The sequence below is a fragment of the Serratia sp. 3ACOL1 genome (genome assembly GCF_003668775.1).
Lineage (GTDB): Bacteria > Pseudomonadota > Gammaproteobacteria > Enterobacterales > Enterobacteriaceae > Chania > Chania fonticola.
This window is the reverse complement of record NZ_CP033055.1, coordinates 1660677-1686964: the sequence shown is the minus strand read 5'-3', so window position 1 is coordinate 1686964 and position 26288 is coordinate 1660677. Positions and strand designations below refer to the sequence as shown.

Sequence of the window (26288 nt, the reverse complement as noted above, 5' to 3'; positions counted from 1 at the left end):
GGACAAAAAACAATGAGAATAGGACTGTGGCATGGCGCTGATTCTGCAACATCAGGTTTTTGATCCGGATAGTTACTCCGCTCCGGTGGTGGGAATTAGTGCCGAGCTGGCGGATCATGATTCTGGCGAACATCAGCATCAACGGGCCCAGATCCTCTATGCACCACGTGGCTGTATGACGGTGACATTAGCCGAACGCTGGCTGATCCTGCCGCCAACGCGCATTATCTGGATACCGAGCGGGGTGCGACACCGCGTGCAACTGCGCGGGCAGGTGGCTTACCGTTCGCTTTATTTTGCGGATGCCGCGATGCTGGCAATGCCGCACAGTGCGGTGTTGGCCGCCAATCCGTTACTGGCCGCGGTGATAGAACGCATCGCACATTGGCCGTTTGACTATGCGCAGCAGAACCCCCAGGCGGAAGATTTATTACGAGTCCTGCGCAATGAACTGAGCGTGGCGGAGCAGGAAAATACCAGTTTGCTGCTACCGAGCGATCCGCGAGTTGCGGCCTGGGTTGACGGCTTAAACGGCGTTGATCAACTACCCGGGCTGGTGGTATTGGCCAAGGCGATCAATCTGCATCCTAAAACGCTAACGCGAATTTTCCTGCGGGAAACCGGGCTGAGCTATCAGCAGTGGTGCCAGCAATGGCGTTTGATGCACGCCATTGAGTTACTGGCGCAATTGCCTTCCGTAAGTGCGGTTGCGCAGCGGCTGGCCTTCTCTAGCGACAGCGCGTTTATCGCCTTTTTCCGCCAGTATACCGGCACCACGCCAAAGCGGTTTATGGCGGGTGGGGAATGGGGTTTTTAAATACGGCTCTGTATTTAAGGTTGGCTGGACACGCAGTTTTAGAACCAAAAATTTAAATCCTAACGAAAAACATGCAGAAATAATAATTTTCAAAAGTAATTATTTCAAAATCACATTTTATTGCATGGATTTAGGAACTTTTATGAGATAACTCACGATTATTGTAACCATTTGAACGTAATATCAAGCTAGGTAGATAACAAAAAAATACTCAAATATGAATTGAAGGTTTTTTCAAGGCAATGGAGTTGTGAAATTGGAAAAGAGAATAAGGAAAACGCAGCATTCTGAATGGGTTATAAGAAATGCCTTGTATTGGATAACAACCCACTCACGATGGAAAATCGATGAAGGCGAGTTTGATTGGGTTATCACGTTCGATACCTTTACTGATGAGTGCCAATTTGAGTTCGCACGGCTGCTGAACGACTATCAACTTCGTGAGATACTGTATAAACAAACTGGCCACGTCAGAGCTTCTATCATCGATAGAGTGTTGAGCAACATTGACGCGAGGCTTGGTGAATGAAGCTTATGCCGTTTAACTTTGACAGGTTAAGTAATGGCGATGTTTTCATCAGTAACCTGGCTGGTTTTCACCATTTCATCGCTGAAAAAGACTTTCCAGTGTTGATAAAAAGCTCTATTACCAACGATAAATTTGCTAATGAGGTTTTAGAAAGCCAATTATTCCTCACTGAAGAGAATAATCAATCCCTTACGGCCTCTGCCCTGAGTTCTGGCTTTGCTAAACGACTGATGAGCGACCTGGCCGTAAACCCGATCTTTATGATTGTTCCAACATTAAGATGCGACCACACCTGCAAGTATTGTCAGGTCAGTCGTACTGCGGTAGGGGCTAAAGGGTATGATCTTGACGCAAACTTGATTCCGCTGATCGTCAAACAAATAAAAAGGCTGGCTTCACCCCCTTACAAAATTGAAATACAGGGTGGGGAGCCGTTTCTTCGTTTTGATCTCATACAGTTAATCTATGAGCAGTGTGAACAGACCTTGGGAGACGAAGCTTTTGAAATAGTCATTGCCACGAGCTTGTCTCTACTGGATGTATCGATTATCTCATGGGCTAAGCAGCGCAATATCTCGTTTTCGGTTTCTCTCGATGGTGAGGAAGGTGTTCATAACAAAAGCCGGATTCTTGCCGGAAATGTTTCTTATGCAAAAGCGTCAGATGGAATTCTCAGAATTAAAACCGAGTTAGGTAAAGAGCGAGTATCTACAGTCACTACCGTGACAAAGGAGTTGATCAAAAATCCTTCTTCAATCATCGATGCTCACTTGTCACTAGATTTGACCGATATTTTTGTAAGGCCAGTGAGTCCATATGGATTTGCACATCATGACAACTTTTCGTTTTCAATGAGTGAATATTATACGTTCTACAAGACACTCATCGATCAGATTGTCGAGCATAACAAAAAGGGAATTCCGCTTGTTGAACATTCAGCTGCAATACATCTAAAACGGATTTTTAATCCAGGATTCAGCGGTTATGCCGATCTGAAGTCACCCTGTGGTGTGGTTCTGAATTGCATACTGTTTAACTATGATGGCCATGTCTATGGAAGCGATGAGAGTCGCATGCTGCAGAAAGTTAATCAGGCTGTTGATTTCAGCGCAGGGCGAGTCGCGGACATGTCATTTTCGAAAAGTGATTACTACCGCGCGGTATTAGCATCGTCATTCAACTTTGCACAACCCGGTTGTGACACCTGCGCCTACCAACCTTTTTGTGGTGCGGACCCATGCCAGAACATCAGTGTACAGGGGGAACCCAATGGGGATCGAAGCAGGTCCACGTTTTGTCATTATCATAAAGGCATGTTCCGTTTTTTGATGAACGCCCTAGCGGAAAATGGGGATATCGCACACGTATTGAAGGGATGGGTGTATGCCTGAAGTTATCAGGAACGATATTTTTAGCTATCAAAGTGAAGGGATGGTGACGCCAGGCTTCTACCGATTATGCAAGGCCAAGCCAGAAAACCCCCAGTTTTACCTGCCAAACTTGCTGGTAACTACCGAGAGCTTGGCAGGCCAACATGAGCCTTTTTACTCAGCTTGTATTACCAACAAAAACCTTTTTCAATCAATTGAAAACGGTGATATTGCGATCGTTAACAACGATAATATGCTACGTGTCATTTTATCGCGAAAAGCCAATCACAATACGGTTTTGGTTACTGAGCGCTGCAATAACCAGTGTTTGTTTTGTTCACAGCCCCCTAAGCGGGTAAACGATGACTGGTTACTGACTCAATCTGCATTGGCTATTGCCGCTTTCAATCATGATGGTGTAATCGGGATCAGTGGCGGGGAGCCTTTATTATATGGTGATGAATTCTTGGCTTTCCTCGATTTTATTATCGAGAACGCCCCTGAAACGTCATTGCATGTGTTAACTAACGGTCGGAAGCTTTCCGATAGCCATTTCGCCAAACAGATTAAGCAAAGATGTGAAAGTTTAAATATCACTTTTGGTATCCCTTTATATTCATCTCGCCAAGGTGTTCATGATCATCTTGTTGGTAGTCGCGGAGCCTTTGATGAAACCGTTCGCGGATTAATTAATGCTGGTAATTTGGGTGTGAATATCGAATTGCGATTTATACCTACCAAATCGAATTATCGTGATTTACCTCATGTCGTTGAATATGCTGGACGTGTATTTTCAAATATCAACCAGTTCTCAATTATGGGGCTGGAGTCAGTGGGGTGGGCAAGAAGTAATTGGAATGGATTGTTTACGTCGCCTGAGGTTTATTCAAGCTATCTGAAGGAGTCTGTTGAGACGGCATCCCGATCGGGGCTCAATGTGGTTATTTTTAACTATCCTTTATGCCATTTACCTAGTGAATTATGGCGTTACGCTGTCCAGTCAATTTCCGATTGGAAAAATTTTTATCCACAAGAGTGCGAGGCATGCAGAAAAAAGTCACTTTGTGCCGGTTATTTTAGCTCGTCCAAAGGGCGTTTCCATCAATTACCGAGACCTATATAATGAAAAAAATCAACTTTGCAGCATTGCTTCCGGGTTTTTTGGCATTAAATAATTCTGTATGGGCAAATGATTCAGCGACTGAGATCGGGAATATTTCAAATATGTCTCTCAACGAGCATGATTTGGTTCTGGCCCCATTGAATACAGGTGTTCCATTTTATATCGCGGGCCACCGTAGCCATAGTTCGCATCGAAGTCATAGTTCGCACCGTTCTTCTTCTGGTGGCGGTTACAGTACGCCTTACTATCCGAAGGCTGTGAGCAAGCCAGCACCTAGCACGAGTTCGGGTTCAAGTTCATCTGTGCGTTCGTTCAGTTCTAGTAATGAAGTGTCTACAACGAGATCTGCTACAGTGACCGGTTCAAATTCTGGGATGGGGAAATTAACGGCGGATAAAGAAAAAAGGCGCAGATTGATTATGAGGGTCCAGTTCGCCTTATTCGATAAAGGTTACTACGATGGTGTCATCGACGGTGTTATGGGGCCTTCAACGCGAAGCGCCTTGAGTTCATACCGTATCGATTATCATCTTCCAGCATCCGAGACGTTGGATAGTCAATTACTTAACTCTCTCGGCATTTTAGCGCGTTAGTCTTGATTGGGTTCATCGCAGGCGGCTCGCCTGCGAGATATCAAGATCGTGGCAAATTGATAGGATCGATATTGAGAGCTTATAACAATGGCTTTGTGTGAGCGCTGTTGCTGTGCACGAAGCCTGGTTCAAGGGGAATACGGTATAATCTTACATGAACAACGATTTGCAATGCTGTTAGTGTGATATATATCACAAAAATTACATCATTATTAAATTATTTAAATGCGATCACAATCACATTTATTCTATTGACAAATTTATAATTTTAAAATAATTGTGGTTTTTTTGTGAACCAGATCTTCAATTGCAATGTATTTCACATTAAAAGTGATTTCAATCACAAAATGGCATCGGATTGCGTTTCCCATTATTACTCCATAAGCTGCAAAGCAATTCCCAATCCTCTTGGAATAACGATAGGAAAAACACATGAATGGATTGATAGATTACTTCCCGGAAAATGCATTTACCGTTCACCAGCATGATTGCGACTGGCAGCAGGCTATTGATTTATCGATGAGCTGTCTGCTGCAAAATAATATCGTTGAGCCACGCTATGTGGCGGCTATAAAACACAGCACGCAAAATAATGGCGCATATTATATTCTTACGCCGGAAGTGGCTATGCCCCATGCACGTCCGGAAGAAGGGGCTTTGGGCACGGCATTAACCCTAACGGTATTGCCGCAGGGGGTATATTTCAATGATGACAATCCGCAGGTGAAAGTGTTAATTGGCCTGGCGGCGAAAGATGCCGACAGTCATATCAATGCCATCCAGTTATTGAGTGAAATGTTCTGCGATGACCAGGCAATTGAACAGCTTACTCAGGCAACTAAAGTATCAGAAATAAAAGAAATCATTCAGCGCTTCTGATTTTACACACTCAAGGATCAATATAATGGCCAATAAAACAATGCGAGCCAGAGTGCAAGCTTTTGGCGGGTTCCTGACGGCTATGGTAATCCCTAATATCGGCGCATTTATTGCGTGGGGATTTATTACGGCACTGTTTATTCCCACCGGTTGGATGCCTAACGCCCACTTTGGGCAACTGGTCGGGCCGATGATCACCTATTTGCTGCCGCTGATGATCGGTTCCACCGGTGGCTACCTGATCGCGGAAAAACGTGGCGCGGTGATGGGGGGATTGGCACCATCGGCGTGATTGTAGGAGCTGATATTCCCATGTTCATCGGTGCAATGGTAATGGGTCCGCTGGGCGGGGTGATCATCAAATATATCGACACCAAGCTGGATAAGCGTATCCCCGCTGGCTTTGAGATGGTGGTCAATAACTTCTCTCTGGGGATTGTCGGCATGTTCTTGTGCCTGTTTGCCTACGAGGTGATTGGCCCAGCGGTACAGCAGGCTAACCATTTGGTACGTGCTGGCATTGAATCTCTGGTAGCCACGGGATACCTACCGCTGCTGTCGATTATCAACGAACCGGCGAAGGTGCTATTCCTGAATAACGCCATCGATCAGGGGGTGTATTACCCGCTGGGCATGCAGGATACGGCGGTGAATGGTCGTTCGGTGTTCTTTATGGTGGCCTCTAACCCTGGGCCAGGGCTTGGTATCCTGCTGGCTTTTTCGCTATTTGGCCAAGGTATGAGCAAAAAGTCGGCACCGGGCGCGATGATTATCCACTTCCTTGGGGGTATTCATGAACTCTACTTCCCATATGTGTTGATGAAGCCGCTGATGATCATTGCCATGATTGCCGGCGGCATGGCGGGGATCTACGTGTTTGATCTGATGGGTGCAGGTTTGGTTGCCGGGCCAAGCCCGGGTTCAATCTTTGCCTATCTGGCTCTGACGCCGCGTGGTGGCTTTGCTGGTACCTTGGCGGGCGTCGCCGCCGGGACACTGGTTTCGTTCCTGATTGCAACACTGATCCTGAAAACCGAGAAAAAACAGGCGACCGAAGACGGTTTTGATGACTCACAGCGGCAGGTGAAAGCCTTGAAAGCTGCGGGCAAAGGGCAAACACAACCGATCCGCCACATCGCATTTGTTTGTGATGCAGGCATGGGTTCCAGCGCGATGGGAGCAACCACCTTCCGTAAACGTTTGGAGAAAGCCGGGGTGCCGATCAGCGTGAAGCACTACGCCATTGAAAATATTCCGCCGGAAGCCGACCTGATTGTGACGCACTCTAGCCTGGAAGGGCGAGCCGAACGGGTGAGCGATAAACCCAAAGTATTGATCAGCAATTATCTCGGTGACAGCAATCTCGATCGTTTGTTGGAACAACTGGTTGCCACAAACTCAGAAAAGGAAGCCGTATGAAAACCCAAGCCGCCGCTATTTATGGCCAAAACGACGTTCGCCTGCGTGAGTTTGAATTACCGCCACTAGGTGATGATGAACTGTTGGTTAAGGTCATTTCCGACAGTGTGTGCCTGTCTACCTGGAAGGCCGCCAAATTGGGGGCTAACCACAAGCGGGTACCTGATGACGTTGCCGAGCATCCGGCGATCACTGGCCATGAATGTGCCGGGATCATTGAGCAGGTGGGCAAAAACCTACAGCAACGCTACCGGGCTGGGCAACGTTTTGTGCTGCAACCGGCGATGGGATTGCCGAGTGGTTATTCGGCGGGTTATAGCTACGAGTTTTTCGGCGGCAATGCCACCTATATGATTATTCCACAGCAGGCTGTGGAGCTAGGTTGTGTATTACCGTATGAAGGCAGCTATTTTGCGGCGGCCTCTTTGGCAGAACCGATGTGCTGCATCATAGGTGCCTACCATGCCAATTACCATACGACGCAATATGTCTATGAGCATCGCATGGGGATCAAACCCGGCGGCAACGTGGCGTTATTGGCCAGTGCCGGGCCGATGGGCATTGGTGCGATCGATTATGCCATCAACGGCAACATCCGCCCTGCGCGGGTAGTGGTCGTGGATATCGACGAGGCGCGTTTGGCGCGAGCCAGATTGCTATTGCCGGAAAGCGTAGCGAGTGAAAAAGGCGTTGAACTGGTGTATTTCAACAGCAGCAAGGTTGCCGACCCGGTGGCTGCCTTACGCGACCTGACGCAGGGCCACGGCTTTGACGATGTTTTCGTTTATGCTGCGGTGGCCGATGTGCTGGTGCTGGGGGATGATCTGCTGGCTGAAGACGGTTGCCTGAATTTCTTTGCGGGCCCAACCGACAGTGAATTCAAAGTGCCGTTTAACTTTTACAACGTGCATTATGCATCCACACATGTCGTGGGCACTTCGGGGGGCTCGACGGGAGATATGTTGGAGGCGCTGCAACTGACCGCTGAAGGCCGCATTAATCCTTCGGTGATGATCACCCATATAGGTGGGCTGGATGCCGTGCCGGAAACCATCATCAATCTACCTTCGATCCCCGGCGGGAAAAAGCTGATCTATAACTTTGCCACCATGCCGTTAACCGCGATTGCCGATTTCCCAGAGCTCGGGAAAACAGACCCATTCTATGCCCGCCTGGCGGAACTGGTGGCTGAAAGCCACGGCGTGTGGAACGAACAGGCCGAGCGTTTCCTGCTGCAACATTTTGGCGTGGAAACAGGAGTATAACTGCCGATGAAATCGCTGGCTTATGACATTGTACGCACCACTCAACAGGCTGCATTGGCTGCCTGGCCGCTGCTGGGCTGTGGTGATAAAAATCAAATTGATGGGGTGGCCGTCGCGGCCATGCGTCAGCAACTGAGCGGTATGGCCATGCAGGGGCAGATTGTGATCGGTGAAGGCGAAATCGATCAGGCTCCCATGCTGTATATCGGTGAGCGGTTGGGGAGCGGGAATGGCCCGGCAGTGGACATTGCTGTTGATCCTATCGAAGGCACGCGGATGGTGGCCATGGGCCAATATAATGCGCTGGCCGTGATCGCCTTTGCCCCACACAATGCTTTGTTGCATGCCCCAGACATGTATATGCGCAAGATGGTGGTGGGGCCAGGAGCTAAAGGGGCTATCGATTTGCGGTTGCCTCTGGAGCAAAATCTGCGGCAAGTAGCGCAGGCATTGGGTAAGCCATTGCATCAACTACGAATGATCACGCTGGATAAACCGCGCCATGGACTGATCCGCCAACAGGCGCAGGAGTTGGGGGTTAAGATTTTTGCCATTCCTGACGGTGACGTGGCCGCCAGCCTGATGACCTGCCTACCAGGTGGTGAAGCCGACATCATGTATACCTTGGGGGGCGCGCCGGAAGGGGTCATATCGGCCTGTGCGGTGCGTCTGCTGGGCGGAGATATGCAAGCCGAGCTGATCGATTTCTGCCAGGCGAAAGGCGATACGCCAGAGCACAGAATACTGGCGCAGGAAGAACGGCGGCGCTGCAGCAACATGGGAATTGAGATTAACACCATTTTGCCGCTCAATGCTCTGATCGCCAGTGATGAGGTGATTTTTTCGGCAACCGGGATAACCAAAGGTGACATTATCGGCGGAATAAAACAAAAAGAGGGGTACTTGAGCACAGAAACCCTTATGATTAATGGTACCGACGGATCGTGTAATAGAATTCATACATTACACTTGCATTGATGGTATCGCAGGACGAATGAAAACGTTGACAGAAGATGAAATAATTGAACAACTGGACGAGCAGGAACAATTGCTTAGTTGGTTACAGAAGGCAAATGAGATTTTATTTTCTGCTGTCAAAACCTATTTGCCACAGGTGTTTGTCAATAACGATCCCGACATACTCGAATATGCGGTAAAGCCATTGTTGGCAAAATCCGGCCCATTGGACAATATGGATGTCTCCCTACGCTTATTGTACGCATTAGGGAAAATCAAAAAAACCGTTTATGCCGATATCATCTGTCTTTCACAATTTAGCCAGCATGTGCAGGCGGAAAATAGCTCGCTGAGCTTTCATGATGAAATGACCTTTGATTTTATTGCCAACCTTAACGCCATTACGGAAAACGAACAGCTTTTCAGTGCGATAAGAAAGATGAAGTTTTCCAGCTTTGAGGTTTTTAATACCGAGCGCTACGGCAACATGATTAAAACCGGATTAACGCTGGCGGTGACTTCGCTGTTAAAGGAACTGACCAATGAAAATAGCGCTAACTGTTAATGGGCTGACGATCGATGCCTTCTTTACCGATGAGGAGGTCGAGCTGGTGCACTTACCTTTGCTGCGCCTGTTGGCCCAAAAGCAGCAGCAAAAGGGAGGGCGCCTGGTGGTATTCCTGGCGGCACCTCCCGGCAGTGGTAAATCGACGCTGACGGCCTTCTGGCAGCATTTATCGGCACAGCATGATGAATTACCGGCATTGCAAACTCTGCCGATGGACGGCTTTCACCGTCCTAACTCCTGGCTTGATGCACAAGGGTTGCGCAGCAAGAAAGGAATGCCAGAAACCTTTGATCGTCAGCAGCTCGAGTTAGCGTTGGCTTCACTCGATCAACCACGGCCATTCTGGCCTACCTACGATCGCGTATTGCACGATCCGGTGCCCAACGCGATCGAGGTGACCGCACCGGTAACGATCGTAGAAGGTAACTGGTTGTTACTTGATGATCCAGGTTGGCGCGATCTGGCACGCCACAGCGACTTAACGCTATTTATTCAGGCACCAGCACAGCAACTGCGGGCAAGGCTGATCGAGCGTAAAATGCGTGGTGGTTCATCACTGGAGCAGGCCAGCACCTTTTATCAGCAAACCGATGGGCCAAACGTTGATAGGGTATTGCAGCACAGTTTGCCCGCCACCATTACCCTCCAGTGGGATAACGGTGGCCTGCGCTGTTCGGAGGAGTCACTTACCGGCGGCTAAGAGATCCAATGCATCGCGAATGCCGGTAACTGACAGCGCGCGGTTATCGGCACGGTAGCGGTCTTGTGCTGCGGGTGCAGAACTTTGGATAGCGATAAGTCGCCAGCCTTCGGCGGTCTTCAAGATCAATGGGGAGCCGCTGTCACCGGGTAAGGTGTCGCACTGGTGTGATAACACGCCTTGTTGCGCCCAACCGGTGACTTTACAATTTTGATGGCTGTACAGATCGTCCAGATGATCTTCTGGATAACCGGCCTGAGTGACCAGGCGCTTTGCCAGCTTTAAGGTTTGCGTTAACGCTTTTCCGTCACCTTGCCATAATGGCAACGGTTTAATCGCCAGCGGTTTGTTATCTTTTAGCCTGATCAACGCAAAATCATACGCTGCCGCCGCCGGTGGCACGATCCAGCCGTCACCATCCGCCTTCAACTTTTTACCTAATGACTTATCGACCAGCGTTTCGATATTTTCCGTCTGGTATTGCCAGCCTTTGCTACCGGAAATAAAGCGCAGCGCCACGGCCTTATCAAGATTGCCGGGAGGGGCCAGTACGCAGTGGCCAGCGGTGAGCGCCAGATGGGGAGAGATCAGCGTAGCGGTACACAGGTTGCCACTGGCGGTTTCTACCTGACCAATGGCCTGCCACGGCCAACCGCTGGTTTCGGTGACTTTAATACGGTCGTCTTTGCCAAAAAACAGACGGGTTTGATCGGCCGCAGACGCCTCGGAAGGGCTATCAGCATGCGCAGAATGGGATAAAGCCAAAGGAAATGAGCACAACAACAGTAAAACAGAGATGCGCATAGGTTTCTTGCCTGACAAATTCGGATCATCCATAGACACACTGAATGCTAACTATAGACTGATTTAGCCGCTGTGTAGATGGTCGGTGATTGATTTTCCGATAATTTCCTGAGAAAAATCGGAGATTACAGATAAAAAAAACTGGCGATAAGCCCGCAAACGATCAGGGTGCCAAGGATGATTTCGAACCGATAGCGACGCAGCATAGACAACCCCCCGATGAAAAAACACCCGGCGAACCGGGTGTTGGACAACACTTACCAGAACAGGTGAGGGGTGCCTCACGCCGGTTGACTATCAGGCAGCCGGAGTTGCTGCTTTTTTGCTGGATTTTTTGTGATGCTTTTTAGCTGCTTGAGCTTTCTGGGCCGGGGCTTTTTTGCCGCTGGCTTTGTGGTGCTTTTTGGCTGCCTGAGCTTTTTGCTCGGTGGTTTTCTTCGCGTGATGTTTTTTCACGTGAGTAGTTTTAGCCGGTGCTGTCTGAGTCGTGGCAGCTGGTGCAGCAGCAGGCGCGGCGGCAACAGCTGCGAACGCGATAGATGACAAGCCCATTGCAGCGGCAACAACCAGAGCTAATACTTTTTTCATCGGTAGATCCTCAAATGTCTGTTGGTTTGTAACCCCACTGCGGGGCCGTTGAAATAATCTTATGCAAACCGAAGAATACTTTCCGTGAGTGATTGGTTTCGGCGTGTAACCTAATGTACGAGTGCAGAACTTGTGGAACGGTAGGCTAGGCGAGCTTTATTGGTCTGCCCTATCACTCTTTAGTTACAACATACATTATGAGTATTGTAATCCACCAACCTGCAACTCCGGTGCTCTGGGGAAGGGGGTGCACTATGGAACATCGCTGGCTATTAAGGGCTAATTAAGTGACATAGCCAATTTGACACCAGTTTGATGAATATCTTATTTTGCGTAGTGGTACGCATATAAATGAGAATGATTTCCATTCATATTGACGAGCGAAAAGAGGCGCCATAAGGTGGATAAGGCCGTATTTAAATACGGTTGATATCACTGAAATCCGTCTATTATTTGAAAAGGAAATTTAATGATGGCTCGATATGAAGATACAACACAGTACGAACGCGATGTTTTGACTTCAATGGGGTATTACTGGAATGGTGATGGCTGGCAGCGTGGGTTTGATCTGTCAGATGGTAACATGGTGGTTGAAGCGTGGTCTGGTAATCGCTTACCGGAGAGGCAAAAAGAACTCAGTAACATTACGCATCTGTGGGATCAGAAGATTTCTGATATCAATAAACCGATAAGCGCTTTTGATCCGGAAGATGATGATGTTGTCCCATTCAGTAATGAAGCCAAAGAAAGTTACCGCCAAGACTCTGATAAGGCTATTGAGTTTGCCGCGAGCAAGGTCAAAGATCTTGATAATCAAATTAAGGAAATGCAACAGGATATTGATGAGTTAAACGGCCAGTTAGCGAAAAATAATCAGACTATAATAGAAAAAGCGAACCTTAACGCCATTATCAGTAAGCTTAAAGTAAGTAAAGAACGCCTAACCGTTCTGCGTTATGAAGCCAGTAAAAGGAGAGTACAACAAGAATACTTGAAACGGAATAATGAAGATTGGTTCTATTCGAGAGAGAAGCCTACTCCGTGGGTTAGGGAACAGCAATCCTTAAACAGAAAGGAAATGGGAAAAACGCTGGAACAGGTGAAAACTATTCAAGCGGATATCGATGCGGCAAAACAAAGGTTAGAGCAACTGGAACATGAACAGCGTCAAAAAGAAAATGAAGTCAATCGGCTCAAAGATTTAGATCTTACTACCGAAGCGGGTCTGTTACGTACTGTAAATGATGCGCGTCAAAACGAACAAACCGCCCAAAATGCGCTGAATGATGCGAATGGTCGTATTAATCAGGCCGCTAATGATAAAGCGATTGCTGAAAATAGTGCCCGTGACTATGAGTCTAAAGCGGCTCAGGCCGAAGCTAAAAGGAAAAAACATGATGATTTGCTGTAAATGGAACACCGAGGTTGATTACGGAAAACAGGCGTGGTGGGCCGAGTTTAATGGCGCGATGGATTTGATCTCAAATTTGACGAGAGAACGTGATACTGCAATAAATCAGATGAATGCCGCGAGAGAATCGGCAAATCGCGCGGCAAACCGCCTTGAACAGGCAAAAAAGGATAAAGCCAACGCGGAGAACGTACTCAATAACGCCAGAAAAACGCTGGCGGATGTACAAAACCAGCAACAGGCTAACACCAAAGCTAAACAAGAGGCAGAAACCAAGGCCGAAGAAGACCGTGTTAAGGATGCTTTGAAAACTACTGCAAACTTCTACAAGGAAGTCACTGAAAAATTTGGCGAACAATCAGCCAAAATTGCAAAGGAACTGGCTGATGCTGCCAAGGGAAAAAAACTCAGAAATGCAGATGAGGCGTTAAAAGCATTTGAGAAGTATAAGGATGTGCTAAATAAAAAGTTTAGTGTCAAAGATCGTGAGGCGGTTGCTAAGGCTCTAGAATCGGTTAATCGTGATCAATTAGCACGTAACTTGGCAAAGTTTAGTAAGGCGTTTTATCTTACCGCTAAAGGACTGGATGGATATGACTTACTCATTGAATTTAAGAAGGGATATAATACTGATAACTGGCGTCCTTTCTTTTTGAAGGTTGAGACTATTGAGGTTGGTATTGCAGCATCCATATTAACCGCCTTTGCGTATAGTATCATACTTGGCACGCCGATTGGAATCTTAGGGTATGCTATAATCATGACGTTGGTCGGTGTTTTTGTTGACGATAAATTTGTTAGTAAAATAAACAATGCATTAAATATTTAAGTTAAATAACAATAAAAAGGTCGCTTATGTGACCTTTTTAATAGCCAGTAGATACATGATATATATCACACTAATGGGCATGGCGAAAATAAAGCAAAAAAGATAATATAGTGCATATAAGCCACTCTTGCCACTAGTGTCTTTAAACAAACCTCGGTGCCAAAATTCTTTTCTTGTGAATCTCAAGGCTAAGGTTTCAACGCCTATCTTACAGAATGGATAGAGGAGCGTACTTGGTATACTTACTGCAAGTAGTAATTGCATCTTGTCGTTTTCTGGGTTTTTATTCCAGTCATATATGACCAAGACTAGAAAGAAAATGGCCCAGCCTATGTTTTTTAAATAGTAACTCCATGTCATAATTACTCCTCCTTAGTATTGGCCGCCTAACTCACCACTGATACAGTGTATCATCGGAGTTCTAATCAATCATTAACGGTTCGGATACTAAAGAGGAATTACGCCTTTCCGACCCTAACTAGAGGATTACTCTAACGTGATCCTATCCCCCGTCGCCGGGCTAATCGTATTAGGCAACCACAATTGCCCCCAAGGGCCGGTGCAATGGCAGCCCATCACTTTCTCGGGTTTGATTTGTTTGAGAAAACGCTGTACCTGCAATAATCGCAGCGGTGAGGCATATCTCAGGTGAAAGCCGCCAATCAGCGCGTGGATCTTATCGATACCGGTGATCTTCTGGCAGTGCCGCACAATATTGATTATTCCGCGGTGGCCGCAGCCAGTGATGATAATCAAACCTCGATCGGATTTATAAATCAGCACTCCTTCATCGGCGATGTAATCAGGGGACTGTTGGGCATTTTCAATAATGCCGTAGGCTTTTGGGGCTGCTACCTCGATTTCACCAGACCAGATGAATCGCTCACTGATTTGCACCGGGGTTCGGGTCAGCTCCATGGCGTGGTGCGAGTAATCCACTTCCGGCGATAATCGTTTGATTTTCTTTACGCGGCCCAGAAGATTAACGGCGGCATAGCGCACGTCTTGCACACCGGGGTGGCAAATTATTCTGCTGTTATCGGGCAACCAGGGTACGCCACCACTGTGATCGTAATGGCCATGAGAGAGCACGGTAGCGGTCAGGTTGTCGAGGCTGATCCCCATTTGAGCAGCATTTTTTAAAAAACTGCCGTCCGGCCCGGTATCAAAAAGTACGCTGTCCGATTGATCCTGCACTAACAGGCTCAATCCAGCTTTGGCGATTAACGCTTTATCCGCCCCGGCAGCCAGGCGATTTTCAAGTAACACATTGATGGTTAGGGTCATGTGGACTCAGTTTTGCAAATCCGTACGTTAAGATATATCAGCAACACCTTAACGTACGGAGGGGGCGGAGATTACAGGTAACGGCTTTCCAGATGCCGGCGGAAATAGCTTGGGTCTAACGTCTTACCCGTAGCGTTAGTGATCAACGTATCGGTAGGGTAACGGCTGGCATGACGCCAGATATTTTGCTGTAACCAATGGAATAGCGCGGTTAAATTACCGGCAGCAATATCTTCGCTCAGTTTTGGCATTGCGCTGCGTGCACTGTCGAACAGTTGGGCCGCATACATCGCACCCAGGGTGTAAGTTGGGAAGTAACCAAAGGCACCGTCCGTCCAGTGGATGTCCTGCATACAACCGTTGCGATAATCGCCGACGGTATCCAAGCCAAGGTAGCTGTGCATCTTCTCATTCCACAGCGCCGGAATATCTTCTACCTCGATCTCGCCCTCAATCAACGCACGCTCGATTTCATAGCGCAATATCACATGGGCAGGGTAGCTGACCTCGTCGGCATCGACGCGGATCAGGCCAGGCTTCACCCGTTGATTAAGGCGAATAAAGTTGCTTTCTTCCAGGGCCGGTTGTTCACCAAACTGATTGACGATCAGCGGCCGCAGAACTTTCAGGAAGTCACTCCCGCGAGCCAGCTGCATTTCAAAGAACAGGCTTTGTGATTCGTGGATCGCCGTCGACCGAGCTTGCGCCACGGGCTGGCCCAGCCACTCACGCGGCAGGTTCTGTTCGTAACGAGCGTGGCCGGTTTCATGCACGATGCCAAGCAGCGCGGTAAGGAACTCTTTCTCGTTGTAGCGAGTGGTGATACGCACGTCTTCCGGCACGCCGCCGCAGAACGGATGAGCACTAACGTCAACCCGGCCGCCGTCGAAGTCAAAGCCGAGCAGCTTCATCACGCTCAGGCTCAGCTTACGCTGGGTGTCGACATCGAACGGACCTTGCGGGATCAGGCAAGGCTCCTGCTGCTGTTTGGCGACCACCTTTTGCAATAGGTCGGGCAACCAGGTTTTCAGATCGCCAAAGATACGGTCCAGATCGCTGCTGCGCATGCCAGGTTCATACAGATTGAGCAACGCATCATAACGGCTGACACCCGCCGCCTGTGCGCGGATCTGCGCTTCTTCACGGCTCAGTTTGACCACCTGACGTAGGTTATCGCTAAAGCCTTCCCAGTCATTGGCCGGACGTTGTACTCGCCAGGCATGTTCGCAGCGCGCACCTGCAAGGGATTTGGCTTCGACCAGCGCTTCTGGCACCAGCACGGCATTATCATATTGGCGGCGCATTTCGAGCAGGTTGGCACGGTCAAATTCATCTAGCGCTTCTTGTTGCGCGCGGTCGAGCAGTTCACCCGTTTTCTGTGCCGTCAGGATTTGATGCTTCAACACGCTCAATTCCGCCAGGGCTTCGGAACGCGCCTTATTGCCACCTGGCGGCATCATGGTTTGCATATCCCAGCCGCTGATGGCCGAGAGGTGGTCAAAACGCGAAAGGCGGGTGAATAGGGCGCGAAGTTGGCCGTAGGCCGTAGAGGATGATGCAGATGTCATTTGTTCAACTCCATAGTGGATCCGTTGAGCCAACGGGGCCGGATCGTTATGCCGGCTCTGTTTTGGTATCTAAAGGGGGTTTAATCGGCCAGCAGAAGCGGAAACTGGCACCGCCCAAAGAGCTCGCCTCTACAAAGACCTGGCCTTGATAAGCCACTGCGATGGAATGCACGATCGCCAATCCAAGCCCGCAGCCGCCGGTAGCGCGATCGCGGCTGGGATCGAGGCGGACGAAGGGTTCGAATACCCGTTCGCGTTCTTCTGGGGGAATGCCTGGGCCATCGTCTTCCACCTGCAGGCATGCGGCGTCACCGTCAAACCACAGGCCGACGCGTAAACGCCGTTCGCTATAGCGCAGGCCATTGTTGACCAGGTTGTCTAACACGCGTTCCATCAGCCGCAGATCGACACCGCCAAAGTCACCGACATGTGGGATGTTCAGCTCAATGTCGCGCTCTGGGTGGATCAACTGGATATCGGCCACCTTATCCTGTAGCCAGCCGGGCAAATCGATAGGCTCAATATTCAAGGCTACCTGAGGACGATCCAGACGCGCATAGGTCAATAGCTCGTCGATCAGGGACTCTAGCTGGCCGATATCCCGATTCAACGCCTGTTGCTCGCCGTCGGTCAGGTTATCGCTCATGGCCAACCGGTAGCGCAGGCGTACCAGCGGAGTCCTCAGCTCATGGGCAATACCGTCAATCAGCTGTTTTTTACTGACGATCAGCGTGTTGACGTTATCGGCCATCTGATTAAAGGCGACGCCAAGCCGGTAAAGGCTCGAGGTGGGTACAAAGTGTGTACGTTCATCGAGATGTCCGGCCCCAAGACGTTGGGCGGCATTTTCCAGTTTCAGCAAGTCTTGCCAATGCGGGCGCATCCACAGGAATACCGGCAGGGCCAGCGACAAGCCGATAAAAATCAGCAGCACCAAATCCAGAATGCGCATCTGGTGCAGATAAAACAGATAAGGGATGGGGCCAACGACCAGCACGTAGTGGCTACGGGGAATGCGCTGCATAAAGGTGTAGCGATCGTCCAGCGCAATAATCTCTCCCATGTGCAGACGCTTGGTGAGATCTTCATTCAGGTTCTGCTTACCGAGCGGCTCGATATGCAGTTTGAACGACAGGTTTAAATCCAGGGTGGCGATGGTTTTGTTCCAGTCCTTTAGCGGGATCTCCCGCAGCTCGCTGCGCATCAGATACAGCGAACTCTTCATCAGGTCGTCCATTGATTGGCGCCCGGCACGTTCGGCGGTGACCTTGTAAACCAGGCCAACCAGCATCGCCATCACCAGAAAGCAGACGAACAGCAGTAAAAAGAACTGTACGAACAGTTTTCTCATTGTTGCACCGATGCCCAGGCGTTGGGGGCAAACAGATAACCTTTGTTGCGCACGGTCTTGATGCGAAACGGCTCCAGGGCATTGTCATACAGCTTGCGGCGCAGGCGTGAGATGGCCACATCGATGCTGCGGTCCATACCGTCGTAGCTGACGCCACGCAGGTTTTGCAGCAACGCTTCACGGGCCATGATCTGCCCGGCATGGGTCGCCAACTCCCACAGCAGATCGAAATCCGAGGTGGAAAGGGTGACGATCTCTTCCCCCAGTGTCACCTGGCGGTTGACCGGATCGATGCACAGCAAACCAAAATGCACGGCATTATGTTGGGTGATGTTCTGGGTTTGTTCTTCTTTTGGCTGGTTGCTACCGTGTTGGCGCAGGTGTAAACGCAGGCGAGCCAGCAGCACAGCAGGCGGCGTGGTCTTGAGGATGTAGTCATGCGCACCCATTTCCAATGACAGGATGTGATTCATATCGCTGTCCAGTGAGGTGAGCAGCACGATCGGGCCAGGATAAACCGGGCGCAGATCGCGGCATAGCGTCATGCCGTCCTTGCCGGGCAGCATGATATCCAACAGCACCAGATCTGGCTGTTCCCGCTCAATACAGGCCTGTGCCGTATCGCCACGGGGTTCGATGATGACGTCAATGTCATGTTTGCCCAGATAGGCGGCAATCAGTTTGCCCACTTCAGGATCGTCTTCTACAAAAACAATTTTAGTCATAATAGGGTGGTTTTATAGGAAAAACGGCATCCAGCATAGCGCGCTGCTCGGTGTTGCGCCATGCCCATTATTCAGCGCAGCGGTCGCCCGCCATCCACGCCGTGAGTGCGCCCGGTGACGTAGCGGCTGCCCATCAGATAATCCACCAGATTGACCACTTCACTTTCCCCTGGGGCGATCTGCATCAGGGATTTGGTCAGCGCCTGCTGGCGATAGGCTTCATCGTCACCGGTGTTGAACATAATCAGTGCGGGTGCGATGGCATTGACTTTGACGTCGGGGGCCAGTTTACGGGCAAAGGAACGGGTCATATTGTCCAGCGCGGCCTTGCTGGCTGCATAGGCAATGTGCTTGTCGCTGCCTTTCTCCACCACATAATCCGTCAGGTGGATGATATCGGCACCGGCTTGCCCTTGGCCAAGCAGGCAGGGTTCGAGCAGTTGGTTTAACAGGTAGGGCGTGTAAACGTGGATCTGAAGCATCGAAGCCATTACCTGTTCAGGCGGAGTCTCGGACGATTCTGCCAACCAGGCACTGGCGTTATGGATCACGGCACGCAGCTTTGGAGCAACCTGTTTTACCTGATCGGCAAAACGATAAATCCCTTCGTGGGCAGAGAAATCGCCCTGCAGGCAGATCGCGCCAAGGTCTTGGAGTTCTGCTAATGCCGGGTATTCACTGCGATAGGCAATAATGACCGGAACGCCTCGCTGTAAGAACGACTTGGCCAGAGCCAGCCCAATTCTACGGGCACCGCCGGTGATCAGCACAGGGGCCGAGTTGTGAGAGACCATCGAGTAAAGCTCCTGAGCAAACTGGTAAACATTAAGGTAATTATGCCATTATACGTCAGAAAGCGGATAACGCTTGCCACCGATGACATTTCAGCACTGGCCACCAGAAGGGTAACGAAGATGAACAACGATCATCTTGCATTCGTCGCGCGCAGTGAGAGAGTCTGTTTTGACTACACCCATTTTTTATCTGCCTCCTGCAAGAAGCAGTGGCGCTTTATCGATGCAATCTATGGCGTGATGCCCATTTTTGGCATGGTCGTGAAATCGCGCGAGGCAGACTCACGCTCACGTCAGGATCAGTTGAAAGAGTTGGCGTTACAGGTGGTTTCGACACAGGTCAGCGATGAGGTCAACATTGTTCGCCTGATCGATCTGGCCCGGCAGCAGCAGTTGGTGGTGTTTGATATTCAACTGCCGTATCCGCTGGCGGCGGAGCAGTTGGTCGCTATTGAGAAAGAGTGCGGCGAATCGGTGATAGTGACGCAGGTGGGTGAGCGGATCACCATTAACGCCCAACCGGTGGCTGGCAATTAACCGGGTGAGGCAGACATTCAGCACCGGCTCAAAACGTAGGGGCGCTGCATGCTGCGCCCGCCTGAATAATCAGTAGGTTAGCTGTATGCAGTGCCCCCTATGGCCAATCCAGCAATCCGTTAATGGTCGATCAATGCAACATAAACCATCCGGCCGGCAGGGTTGCGGCCAACAGCAGCATAACGGTGCTTTTCTCTAGTCGGTTGAGCAATTTCACATCCTGATGTCCACTGCGGGCATACATAAACACCAGCAAGCCAGGTGCATACAGCAGCACCGACATCAACAGGTGCATCAGACCTGAAGCATAGAGTAGCCATAGCCCATACAGGCAGGCACCGCTGGCGGCGAAAATCAGCCGCTTGTCTTGCCGCTGACGGGCCACCTTGAACAGGAAGGCTCCCACCAGGAAATACGGCACCAGGATCATCTCGGAAGCGATGGTCAGCAGCGAGTTGTAGTTGCTGCCGGTCAGCCAGATAATCACCAGCGCAATTTGCACCGCACCATTGGTCAACCACAAAGAGGCTGACGGGGCGTGGTTCTGGTTTTGCTTGCGGAAAATTTTGGGGAATGCGCCGTGTTGAGCCGCCAGCAGAGGCACTTCGGCCGCCATGATGGTCCAGCTGAGGTAGGCCCCGCACACCGAAACGATCAGGCCAGTGGCGATGATCACATCACCCCAAGGGCCGATCAGGTCAACCATCAACACCGCCATTGACGGGTTACGCATTTCAGCTAACTCACTGCGTGGCACCACGCCGAGCGACAGCAGGGTGATCACCAGATACACCGCCAAAGCGGAAATCACGGCCAGCATGGTGGCGCGGCCAACGTCCTTTTTCTGCCGGGCACGGGCGGAAACTACCACAGCACCTTCAACACCGATAAACACCCACAGGGTGATCAACATGGTGTCTTTAACCTGCTGCCAGACTGGTGTACCAAGAGCAACGCCGTGGAAATCCAGGGTGAAGGTCTCCATGCGGAACGCGATAGCGGCCAGCACGGCAAACAGGCCGAGGGGCAGCAATTTGGCGAGGGTGGCCACCAGATTGATGCTGGCCGCCGTTTGCACGCCACGCAATACCAAGGCATGGACGATCCACAGCAACAAGGATTCGGCGATCAGCGCCTGCCAGGTATTGCCATCACCCAGGATCACCGTGCCGCTGCGGTCAGTAAACAGGCTCAGTGCGGCAAACACGATCACCAGATAAGAAACGTTGGCGATCACCGCACACAGCCAGTAACCCCACGCAGAGCAAAAGCCCACCAGTTCGCCAAAGCCTTCTTTGGCGTAGGTGAAGATGCCACCGTCCAGGTCGGGGCGTAGGCGTGTCAGCAGCAACATGGCAAAGGCCAGGAACAGAATACCGACGCCGGTGATGGCCCAACCAATCAGCAAGGCCGCCGGGCTGGCAACCTCGGCCATATTCTGCGGCAGGCTAAAGACACCTGCGCCCAGCATTGAGCTGAGCACCAAGGCGGTTAACGCGGTAAGACCAAGTTTTCTTTCCAATGATGGATCCCGAGACAGAATAAACAACTATGCGTTCCGTGCAGGCCAGCCATAACGTCATGGCAATTACCGCAAGGGCAGGCAATGGAGCTAAAAATTGGCGCAAATTCTAAGGGGAGATGCTTGCGGATGCAATGATTGGTTATGCGCGATGGATAAAAACTTATTCAGCAGCGGCATAAAAAAAGGCTGCACGGTGGCAGCCCTTCGATCAAGGTGACAGCAGGGATTATTTGAACAGATCGGCGCTGACGGTCAGGTTGCCGCCGCTCTTGTTCTGCCACTGGCGGGTCACATGGTAGTACTTGGCTCCTTTCTCTGCGGCACGTTTGGCCACTTCGGTAGAGACGTCGGTCATGCTGTTGAAGTGGCCGGTAAAGGTCACGGAATCAAACGGCACCATCTGCGCGGCGGTAACGTTATTCACTTCCTGGATCTTGGTGCCGTTCGGCAGGGTTACAGTGTAACGCTGGCCGGTAGAGGTCTGAGTTTCGAAGAAGCGGCCAACGTCGCGGGCTGGTGAGCCGGAAGAGGCAACGCCAGGGATCTCGACTTTGGCGGCTTCTGCACCACCAGCAGCCAGCATGGCTTTACCGGCTTCAGAATCGGCAGGCACGGCATCCGGGCTCTGCACCATACGTTTCGGCGCATCGGCTTTATAGATATAAGCGGTGATGAACTGGTTGCCGCCCTGGTTGGCATCCACCTGACGCACAATAAAGAACGAGGCAGCGCCTTTCTTCTGTGCGGCTTTGGAGATGGCGTCGTTGATGTCTGGCTGGCTGCGGTAGAAGCCGCTGACGGTCACGGTATCGTAAGGTTCAAGCAGGAAGGCTTCGTCCTTCGGCAGCTCTTTCACACCGTTAATCACGCGGTACTTGGTCTCTTTGCTGACTTCTGGGGCATCTTTATGATAGACGTCTGCGGTGACGCGCCAGTTGCCGCCATTGTTACTGTTGTTGATGTCCTGGATATAGAAGGCGTCGGCCCCCATTTTATCTGCACGGCGGGATACGGCATCGGCAGCTTCGTTGATGGCAATAAAACGGCCGGTAATGGTGATGCGATCAAACGGCTTGATGGCCGCTGCTTTCTCAGGAGTTAACTCTTGCGCGGCATGCACAGACAGCGCAGTAAGTGATAACAAGGCTGATGCGATGATCGTGGTCTTCAGCTTCATAAAAAATCCTTTCGCCAAGCGCAGTAACGTTTATAACGTGCTGAACAGTTTAGGTGTAATTCAGCCGCAGATTATGCCATGTAACCTTGGCAGGTGTCTCAGCATTTTATGTGATGCGATGCGACAAAGCCGAGCCACAGTAGGTAAGCCACATAGGGCCAACGGGTTATAAGTTTCAATAATAAAGCGTTTAATCTCATTAATGTTAATTATTCACAATTTTATAACTTTTATGCTCGCTTTCCGCGGCTGACAGGAAATGGCCTAGGTCTGGTTCTGCACAATAGTGCGTTGAAAAGGGCCTTCCAGGCAGTTTTTGCATCCAGATTTGAGATTTGTCATAGCCTTAGCTGCATTTTTATGTAAAAACTGACGGGTAAACGTAAGCAATTATGGATCATCGATCACATTTTCAGTAGGTTATAGGTGGCACCTTAATTTGCTGACAGGCAAGGCTGATAAAAAACTTGCCAGCCGGTGCTATCGCTATGGGTAAGACGATAATAAACATCATCAGAACAGGTGAGAAGGGAACATTATGCGTATTGGTGTACCAAGAGAACGGTTGGCCAATGAAGCCCGAGTTGCAGCAACGCCGAAAACGGTAGAACAACTGCTGAAACTGGGCTTTACCGTCGCGATCGAAAGCGCGGCGGGAAAACTGGCAAGCTTTGAAGATGCAGCTTATCAAGCCGCAGGGGCGACAATTACCGATACAGCCGATGTGTGGCAATCGGATCTGATCCTGAAGGTTAACGCACCTCTTGAGGAAGAAATTGCGTTAATGCGTGAAGGCAGTACGTTAGTCAGCTTTATCTGGCCTGCACAAAACCCAGAATTGATGGCGAAGCTGGCGGCCCGCAACGTGACCGCTATGGCCATGGATTCTGTGCCACGTATTTCACGTGCGCAGTCCCTGGATGCGCTGAGCTCAATGGCCAATATCGCAGGCTATCGCGCTATCGTTGAGGCAGCGCACGAGTTCGGGCGTTTCTTCACCGGCCAGATCACCGCCGCCGGTAAAGTTCCGCCGGCCAAAGTGATGATCATCGGTGCTGGGGTTGCTGGCTTGGCCGCTATCGGTGCGGCTGGTAGCCTGGGGGCGATCGTTCGCGCCTTCGACACCCGCCCGGAAGTGAAAGAGCAAGTGCAGAGTATGGGCGCAGAATTCCTCGAGCTGGACTTTGAGGAAGAAGCAGGCAGCGGCGATGGCTATGCCAAAGTGATGTCTGAAGCCTTTATCAAAGCGGAAATGGCGTTGTTTGCCGCTCAGGCAGAGGAAGTGGACATTATCGTGACCACCGCGCTGATCCCTGGCCGCCCGGCACCAAAGCTTATTACCAAAGAGATGGTGGCTTCCATGAAGCCGGGCAGCGTGATTGTCGATCTGGCCGCGCAAACCGGTGGCAACTGTGAGCTGACCGTGGCCGATCAGGTAACCGTCACCGAAAACGGCGTGAAGATTATCGGTTATACCGATCTGCCAAGCCGCTTGCCGACGCAGTCCTCACAGCTTTACGGCACCAACCTGGTGAACCTGCTGAAGCTGTTGTCGAAAGAGAAAAACGGCGAAATCGATATCGACTTCGAAGACACCGTGATCCGCGGCGTGACCGTGGTTCGCGATGGCGAAGTCACCTGGCCAGCACCGCCAATCCAGGTATCTGCCCAGCCGAAGCAGGCTGCTGCTGCACCAATCGAGAAAGTTGAAAAGAAACCAACCTCACCGATGGTGAAATACGGCCTGATCGCGCTGGCGATCATCCTGTTCGGCTGGTTTGCCAATTCGGCACCGAAAGAGTTCCTGTCTCACTTTACCGTGTTTGCGCTGGCCTGCGTGGTGGGTTACTACGTGGTTTGGAACGTCAGCCATGCATTGCATACCCCGTTGATGTCGGTCACTAACGCGATCTCAGGGATTATCGTGGTCGGTGCGTTGTTGCAGATTGGTCATGGCGGCTGGGTGAGTTTCCTCTCCTTTGTCGCGGTATTGATCGCCAGCATCAACATTTTTGGTGGATTCACCGTCACTCAGCGCATGCTGAAGATGTTCCGCAAAAACTAAGGGGTAGCAAAAATGTCTGGTGGATTAGTTACAGCTGCATACATTGTTGCCGCTATTCTGTTTATTTTCAGCCTGGCCGGTCTTTCGCGCCATGAGACGTCCAAGCAGGGCAACCTGTTCGGCGTAGCTGGGATGGCGATCGCGCTGATCGCCACCATCCTCGGGCCGGATTCCGGTAACGTGGGCTGGATCATTATCGCGATGATCATCGGTGGTTCCATCGGCGTGTATCTGGCCAAGAAGGTCGAAATGACCGAAATGCCAGAGCTGGTGGCGGTACTGCACAGCTTCGTGGGTTTGGCTGCGGTGCTGGTCGGCTTCAACAGCTACCTGGATCACGGTACGGTGGCCATGGAACCAGTGATGGAAAATATCCATCTTACCGAAGTGTTCCTCGGCATCTTTATCGGTGCGGTGACCTTTACCGGTTCTATCGTGGCCTTTGGCAAACTGCGCGGCATCATCTCTTCCAAGCCGCTGATGTTGCCTAACCGTCACAAGCTGAACCTGGCTGCCCTGGTGGTTTCCTTCCTGCTGATGGTGCTGTTCGTGCGTACCAACAGCGTTGGTTGGGAAGTGTTCGCACTGTTGATTATGACCGTGATTGCTCTTGGCTTCGGCTGGCATCTGGTGGCGTCAATCGGTGGGGCAGACATGCCGGTGGTGGTGTCGATGCTGAACTCCTACTCCGGTTGGGCAGCGGCGGCGGCAGGCTTTATGCTGAGCAACGACCTGCTGATCGTGACCGGTGCGCTGGTCGGTTCTTCCGGTGCGATCCTGTCGTACATCATGTGTAAAGCGATGAACCGTTCGTTTATCAGCGTGATTGCTGGTGGTTTTGGTACCGATGGTTCCTCAACCGGCGACGCAGAAGAAATGGGCGAATACCGCGAAACCACGGCGGAAGAAGTGGCTGAACAGCTGCGTAACTCCACCTCAGTGATCATCACCCCAGGCTACGGTATGGCGGTGGCACAGGCGCAATATCCGGTTGCGGAAATCACCGAGAAGCTGCGTGCGCGCGGTATCAAGGTGCGCTTTGGTATTCACCCTGTGGCGGGCCGTTTACCGGGCCACATGAACGTGCTGCTGGCGGAAGCCCGTGTGCCGTACGATGTGGTGCTGGAAATGGACGAAATCAACGATGACTTCCCGGACACCGATACCGTCCTGGTCATTGGTGCCAACGACACGGTGAACCCGGCGGCGTTGGAAGATCCACGCAGCCCTATCGCCGGCATGCCGGTGCTGGAAGTGTGGAAAGCGCAAAACGTTATCGCGTTCAAACGCTCGATGAATACCGGTTATGCTGGTGTGCAGAACCCGCTGTTCTTTAAAGAGAACACCCAGATGCTGTTTGGCGATGCCAAGGCCAGCGTGGAAGCGATCCTGCGCGCGCTGTAATAT

25 protein-coding genes and 1 pseudogene are annotated in these 26288 nt (G+C 50.8%); 16 read left to right on the top strand and 10 right to left on the bottom strand.

What is annotated here, in order from left to right:
* Positions 1–31: 31 nt before the first annotated feature.
* The 11 genes and pseudogenes from D9980_RS07745 (at position 32) to D9980_RS07695 (ending at position 10220) form a co-directional block, all read left to right on the top strand.
* On the top strand, positions 32–817 hold the full coding sequence (locus D9980_RS07745; RefSeq protein WP_121606949.1) for a helix-turn-helix transcriptional regulator: 786 nt from the start codon (positions 32–34) through the stop codon (positions 815–817).
* A gap of 250 nt (positions 818–1067) precedes the next feature.
* Positions 1068–1346, top strand: coding sequence for a His-Xaa-Ser system protein HxsD (gene hxsD, locus D9980_RS07740; protein WP_238393693.1), 279 nt, complete (start codon positions 1068–1070; stop codon positions 1344–1346).
* A complete protein-coding gene (gene hxsB, locus D9980_RS07735; RefSeq protein WP_121606948.1) occupies positions 1343–2737 on the top strand; it encodes a His-Xaa-Ser system radical SAM maturase HxsB in 1395 nt (464 codons plus the stop codon). The genes hxsD and hxsB overlap by 4 nt, the downstream gene beginning before the upstream one ends.
* On the top strand, positions 2730–3839 hold the full coding sequence (hxsC, locus tag D9980_RS07730; protein ID WP_121606947.1) for a His-Xaa-Ser system radical SAM maturase HxsC: 1110 nt from the start codon (positions 2730–2732) through the stop codon (positions 3837–3839). The genes hxsB and hxsC overlap by 8 nt, the downstream gene beginning before the upstream one ends.
* Positions 3839–4432 (top strand): His-Xaa-Ser repeat protein HxsA, encoded by a 594-nt coding sequence (gene hxsA, locus D9980_RS07725; protein ID WP_121606946.1) that lies wholly within the window; start codon positions 3839–3841, stop codon positions 4430–4432. The genes hxsC and hxsA overlap by 1 nt, the downstream gene beginning before the upstream one ends.
* A gap of 432 nt (positions 4433–4864) precedes the next feature.
* Positions 4865–5311, top strand: a complete 447-nt coding sequence (locus tag D9980_RS07720; RefSeq protein ID WP_024486536.1) for a PTS sugar transporter subunit IIA — start codon at positions 4865–4867, stop codon at positions 5309–5311.
* Positions 5312–5336: 25 nt separating this feature from the next.
* Positions 5337–6730, top strand: a pseudogene (locus tag D9980_RS07715) (PTS mannitol transporter subunit IICB).
* Positions 6727–7995, top strand: a complete 1269-nt coding sequence (locus tag D9980_RS07710; protein ID WP_121606945.1) for a zinc-binding dehydrogenase — start codon at positions 6727–6729, stop codon at positions 7993–7995. The pseudogene D9980_RS07715 and the gene D9980_RS07710 overlap by 4 nt, the downstream one beginning before the upstream one ends.
* A gap of 6 nt (positions 7996–8001) precedes the next feature.
* Positions 8002–8973 (top strand): class II fructose-bisphosphatase, encoded by a 972-nt coding sequence (gene glpX, locus D9980_RS07705; RefSeq protein ID WP_121606944.1) that lies wholly within the window; start codon positions 8002–8004, stop codon positions 8971–8973.
* A gap of 16 nt (positions 8974–8989) precedes the next feature.
* Positions 8990–9517 carry an MltR family transcriptional regulator gene (locus D9980_RS07700; protein ID WP_024487034.1) on the top strand — a complete coding sequence of 176 codons (528 nt, stop codon included), beginning with the start codon at positions 8990–8992 and terminating at the stop codon, positions 9515–9517.
* A complete protein-coding gene (locus D9980_RS07695) occupies positions 9495–10220 on the top strand; it encodes a nucleoside/nucleotide kinase family protein (protein WP_121606943.1) in 726 nt (241 codons plus the stop codon). The genes D9980_RS07700 and D9980_RS07695 overlap by 23 nt, the downstream gene beginning before the upstream one ends.
* Here the strand turns inward: D9980_RS07695 and D9980_RS07690 are convergent.
* Both D9980_RS07690 and asr read right to left on the bottom strand, forming a co-directional pair.
* Positions 10203–11024 (bottom strand): serine protease, encoded by an 822-nt coding sequence (locus D9980_RS07690; RefSeq protein ID WP_065685760.1) that lies wholly within the window; start codon positions 11022–11024, stop codon positions 10203–10205. The two genes, D9980_RS07695 and D9980_RS07690, sit on opposite strands and share 18 nt — an antisense overlap.
* A 297-nt stretch (positions 11025–11321) precedes the next feature.
* Positions 11322–11612, bottom strand: coding sequence for an acid resistance repetitive basic protein Asr (gene asr / locus D9980_RS07685; RefSeq protein WP_121606942.1), 291 nt, complete (start codon positions 11610–11612; stop codon positions 11322–11324).
* Positions 11613–12081: 469 nt separating this feature from the next.
* On the opposite strand from asr, the gene D9980_RS26965 reads away from it, so the two are divergent.
* Positions 12082–13023, top strand: coding sequence for a hypothetical protein (locus D9980_RS26965; protein ID WP_238393692.1), 942 nt, complete (start codon positions 12082–12084; stop codon positions 13021–13023).
* A complete protein-coding gene (locus D9980_RS07680) occupies positions 13007–13852 on the top strand; it encodes a colicin-like pore-forming protein (RefSeq protein ID WP_238393691.1) in 846 nt (281 codons plus the stop codon). Before D9980_RS26965 ends, D9980_RS07680 begins: the two co-directional genes overlap by 17 nt.
* A gap of 24 nt (positions 13853–13876) precedes the next feature.
* On the opposite strand, the gene D9980_RS27255 is transcribed toward D9980_RS07680, so the two are convergent.
* From D9980_RS27255 to folM, 6 genes are all read right to left on the bottom strand, one after another.
* Positions 13877–14116 carry a colicin E1 family microcin immunity protein gene (locus tag D9980_RS27255; protein ID WP_370454333.1) on the bottom strand — a complete coding sequence of 80 codons (240 nt, stop codon included), beginning with the start codon at positions 14114–14116 and terminating at the stop codon, positions 13877–13879.
* Positions 14117–14338: 222 nt separating this feature from the next.
* Complete coding sequence (locus tag D9980_RS07670; RefSeq protein ID WP_121606939.1) at positions 14339–15139, bottom strand: MBL fold metallo-hydrolase; 801 nt, start codon at positions 15137–15139, stop codon at positions 14339–14341.
* A gap of 71 nt (positions 15140–15210) precedes the next feature.
* Positions 15211–16707, bottom strand: a complete 1497-nt coding sequence (locus tag D9980_RS07665) for a carboxypeptidase M32 (RefSeq protein ID WP_121606938.1) — start codon at positions 16705–16707, stop codon at positions 15211–15213.
* Between the two features lie 46 nt (positions 16708–16753).
* Entirely contained in the window at positions 16754–18058 is a 1305-nt protein-coding gene (gene rstB, locus D9980_RS07660) for a two-component system sensor histidine kinase RstB (protein WP_021806503.1), read from the bottom strand.
* Positions 18055–18783: a two-component system response regulator RstA gene (gene rstA / locus D9980_RS07655; RefSeq protein ID WP_046808275.1), complete on the bottom strand. Its 729-nt coding sequence runs from the start codon at positions 18781–18783 to the stop codon at positions 18055–18057. Before rstA ends, rstB begins: the two co-directional genes overlap by 4 nt.
* Positions 18784–18854: 71 nt before the next feature.
* Positions 18855–19577, bottom strand: a complete 723-nt coding sequence (gene folM, locus D9980_RS07650) for a dihydromonapterin reductase (RefSeq protein ID WP_121606937.1) — start codon at positions 19575–19577, stop codon at positions 18855–18857.
* A 120-nt stretch (positions 19578–19697) separates the two neighbouring features.
* On the opposite strand from folM, the gene D9980_RS07645 reads away from it, so the two are divergent.
* Entirely contained in the window at positions 19698–20114 is a 417-nt protein-coding gene (locus D9980_RS07645; protein WP_121606936.1) for a hypothetical protein, read from the top strand.
* 130 nt (positions 20115–20244) lie between these two features.
* On the opposite strand, the gene D9980_RS07640 is transcribed toward D9980_RS07645, so the two are convergent.
* Complete coding sequence (locus D9980_RS07640) at positions 20245–21636, bottom strand: amino acid permease (protein WP_024486778.1); 1392 nt, start codon at positions 21634–21636, stop codon at positions 20245–20247.
* A gap of 229 nt (positions 21637–21865) precedes the next feature.
* Positions 21866–22816: a DUF1471 family protein YdgH gene (gene ydgH, locus D9980_RS07635; protein WP_024486777.1), complete on the bottom strand. Its 951-nt coding sequence runs from the start codon at positions 22814–22816 to the stop codon at positions 21866–21868.
* 538 nt (positions 22817–23354) lie between these two features.
* Here ydgH and pntA point away from each other — a divergent pair.
* Together pntA and pntB are read left to right on the top strand one after the other, a co-directional pair.
* Complete coding sequence (gene pntA, locus D9980_RS07630; RefSeq protein WP_121606935.1) at positions 23355–24881, top strand: Re/Si-specific NAD(P)(+) transhydrogenase subunit alpha; 1527 nt, start codon at positions 23355–23357, stop codon at positions 24879–24881.
* 12 nt (positions 24882–24893) lie between these two features.
* Positions 24894–26285 carry a Re/Si-specific NAD(P)(+) transhydrogenase subunit beta gene (gene pntB / locus D9980_RS07625; RefSeq protein WP_021177867.1) on the top strand — a complete coding sequence of 464 codons (1392 nt, stop codon included), beginning with the start codon at positions 24894–24896 and terminating at the stop codon, positions 26283–26285.
* Positions 26286–26288 lie beyond the last annotated feature (3 nt).

Coding starts and splice junctions, on each gene's coding strand:
- folM (WP_121606937.1), bottom strand. CDS start 19,577: ATGGTCTCTCACAACTCGGCCCCTGTGCTGATCACCGGCGGTGCCCGT.
- D9980_RS07645 (WP_121606936.1), top strand. CDS start 19,698: ATGAACAACGATCATCTTGCATTCGTCGCGCGCAGTGAGAGAGTCTGT.
- D9980_RS07720 (WP_024486536.1), top strand. CDS start 4,865: ATGAATGGATTGATAGATTACTTCCCGGAAAATGCATTTACCGTTCAC.
- D9980_RS07745 (WP_121606949.1), top strand. CDS start 32: ATGGCGCTGATTCTGCAACATCAGGTTTTTGATCCGGATAGTTACTCC.
- hxsC (WP_121606947.1), top strand. CDS start 2,730: ATGCCTGAAGTTATCAGGAACGATATTTTTAGCTATCAAAGTGAAGGG.
- asr (WP_121606942.1), bottom strand. CDS start 11,612: ATGAAAAAAGTATTAGCTCTGGTTGTTGCCGCTGCAATGGGCTTGTCA.
- D9980_RS07695 (WP_121606943.1), top strand. CDS start 9,495: ATGAAAATAGCGCTAACTGTTAATGGGCTGACGATCGATGCCTTCTTT.
- D9980_RS27255 (WP_370454333.1), bottom strand. CDS start 14,116: ATGCAATTACTACTTGCAGTAAGTATACCAAGTACGCTCCTCTATCCA.
- ydgH (WP_024486777.1), bottom strand. CDS start 22,816: ATGAAGCTGAAGACCACGATCATCGCATCAGCCTTGTTATCACTTACT.
- D9980_RS07690 (WP_065685760.1), bottom strand. CDS start 11,024: ATGCGCATCTCTGTTTTACTGTTGTTGTGCTCATTTCCTTTGGCTTTA.
- D9980_RS07710 (WP_121606945.1), top strand. CDS start 6,727: ATGAAAACCCAAGCCGCCGCTATTTATGGCCAAAACGACGTTCGCCTG.
- D9980_RS07670 (WP_121606939.1), bottom strand. CDS start 15,139: ATGACCCTAACCATCAATGTGTTACTTGAAAATCGCCTGGCTGCCGGG.
- hxsA (WP_121606946.1), top strand. CDS start 3,839: ATGAAAAAAATCAACTTTGCAGCATTGCTTCCGGGTTTTTTGGCATTA.
- D9980_RS07680 (WP_238393691.1), top strand. CDS start 13,007: ATGATGATTTGCTGTAAATGGAACACCGAGGTTGATTACGGAAAACAG.
- pntA (WP_121606935.1), top strand. CDS start 23,355: ATGCGTATTGGTGTACCAAGAGAACGGTTGGCCAATGAAGCCCGAGTT.
- D9980_RS26965 (WP_238393692.1), top strand. CDS start 12,082: ATGATGGCTCGATATGAAGATACAACACAGTACGAACGCGATGTTTTG.
- glpX (WP_121606944.1), top strand. CDS start 8,002: ATGAAATCGCTGGCTTATGACATTGTACGCACCACTCAACAGGCTGCA.
- hxsB (WP_121606948.1), top strand. CDS start 1,343: ATGAAGCTTATGCCGTTTAACTTTGACAGGTTAAGTAATGGCGATGTT.
- rstB (WP_021806503.1), bottom strand. CDS start 18,058: ATGAGAAAACTGTTCGTACAGTTCTTTTTACTGCTGTTCGTCTGCTTT.
- rstA (WP_046808275.1), bottom strand. CDS start 18,783: ATGACTAAAATTGTTTTTGTAGAAGACGATCCTGAAGTGGGCAAACTG.
- pntB (WP_021177867.1), top strand. CDS start 24,894: ATGTCTGGTGGATTAGTTACAGCTGCATACATTGTTGCCGCTATTCTG.
- D9980_RS07700 (WP_024487034.1), top strand. CDS start 8,990: ATGAAAACGTTGACAGAAGATGAAATAATTGAACAACTGGACGAGCAG.
- D9980_RS07665 (WP_121606938.1), bottom strand. CDS start 16,707: ATGACATCTGCATCATCCTCTACGGCCTACGGCCAACTTCGCGCCCTA.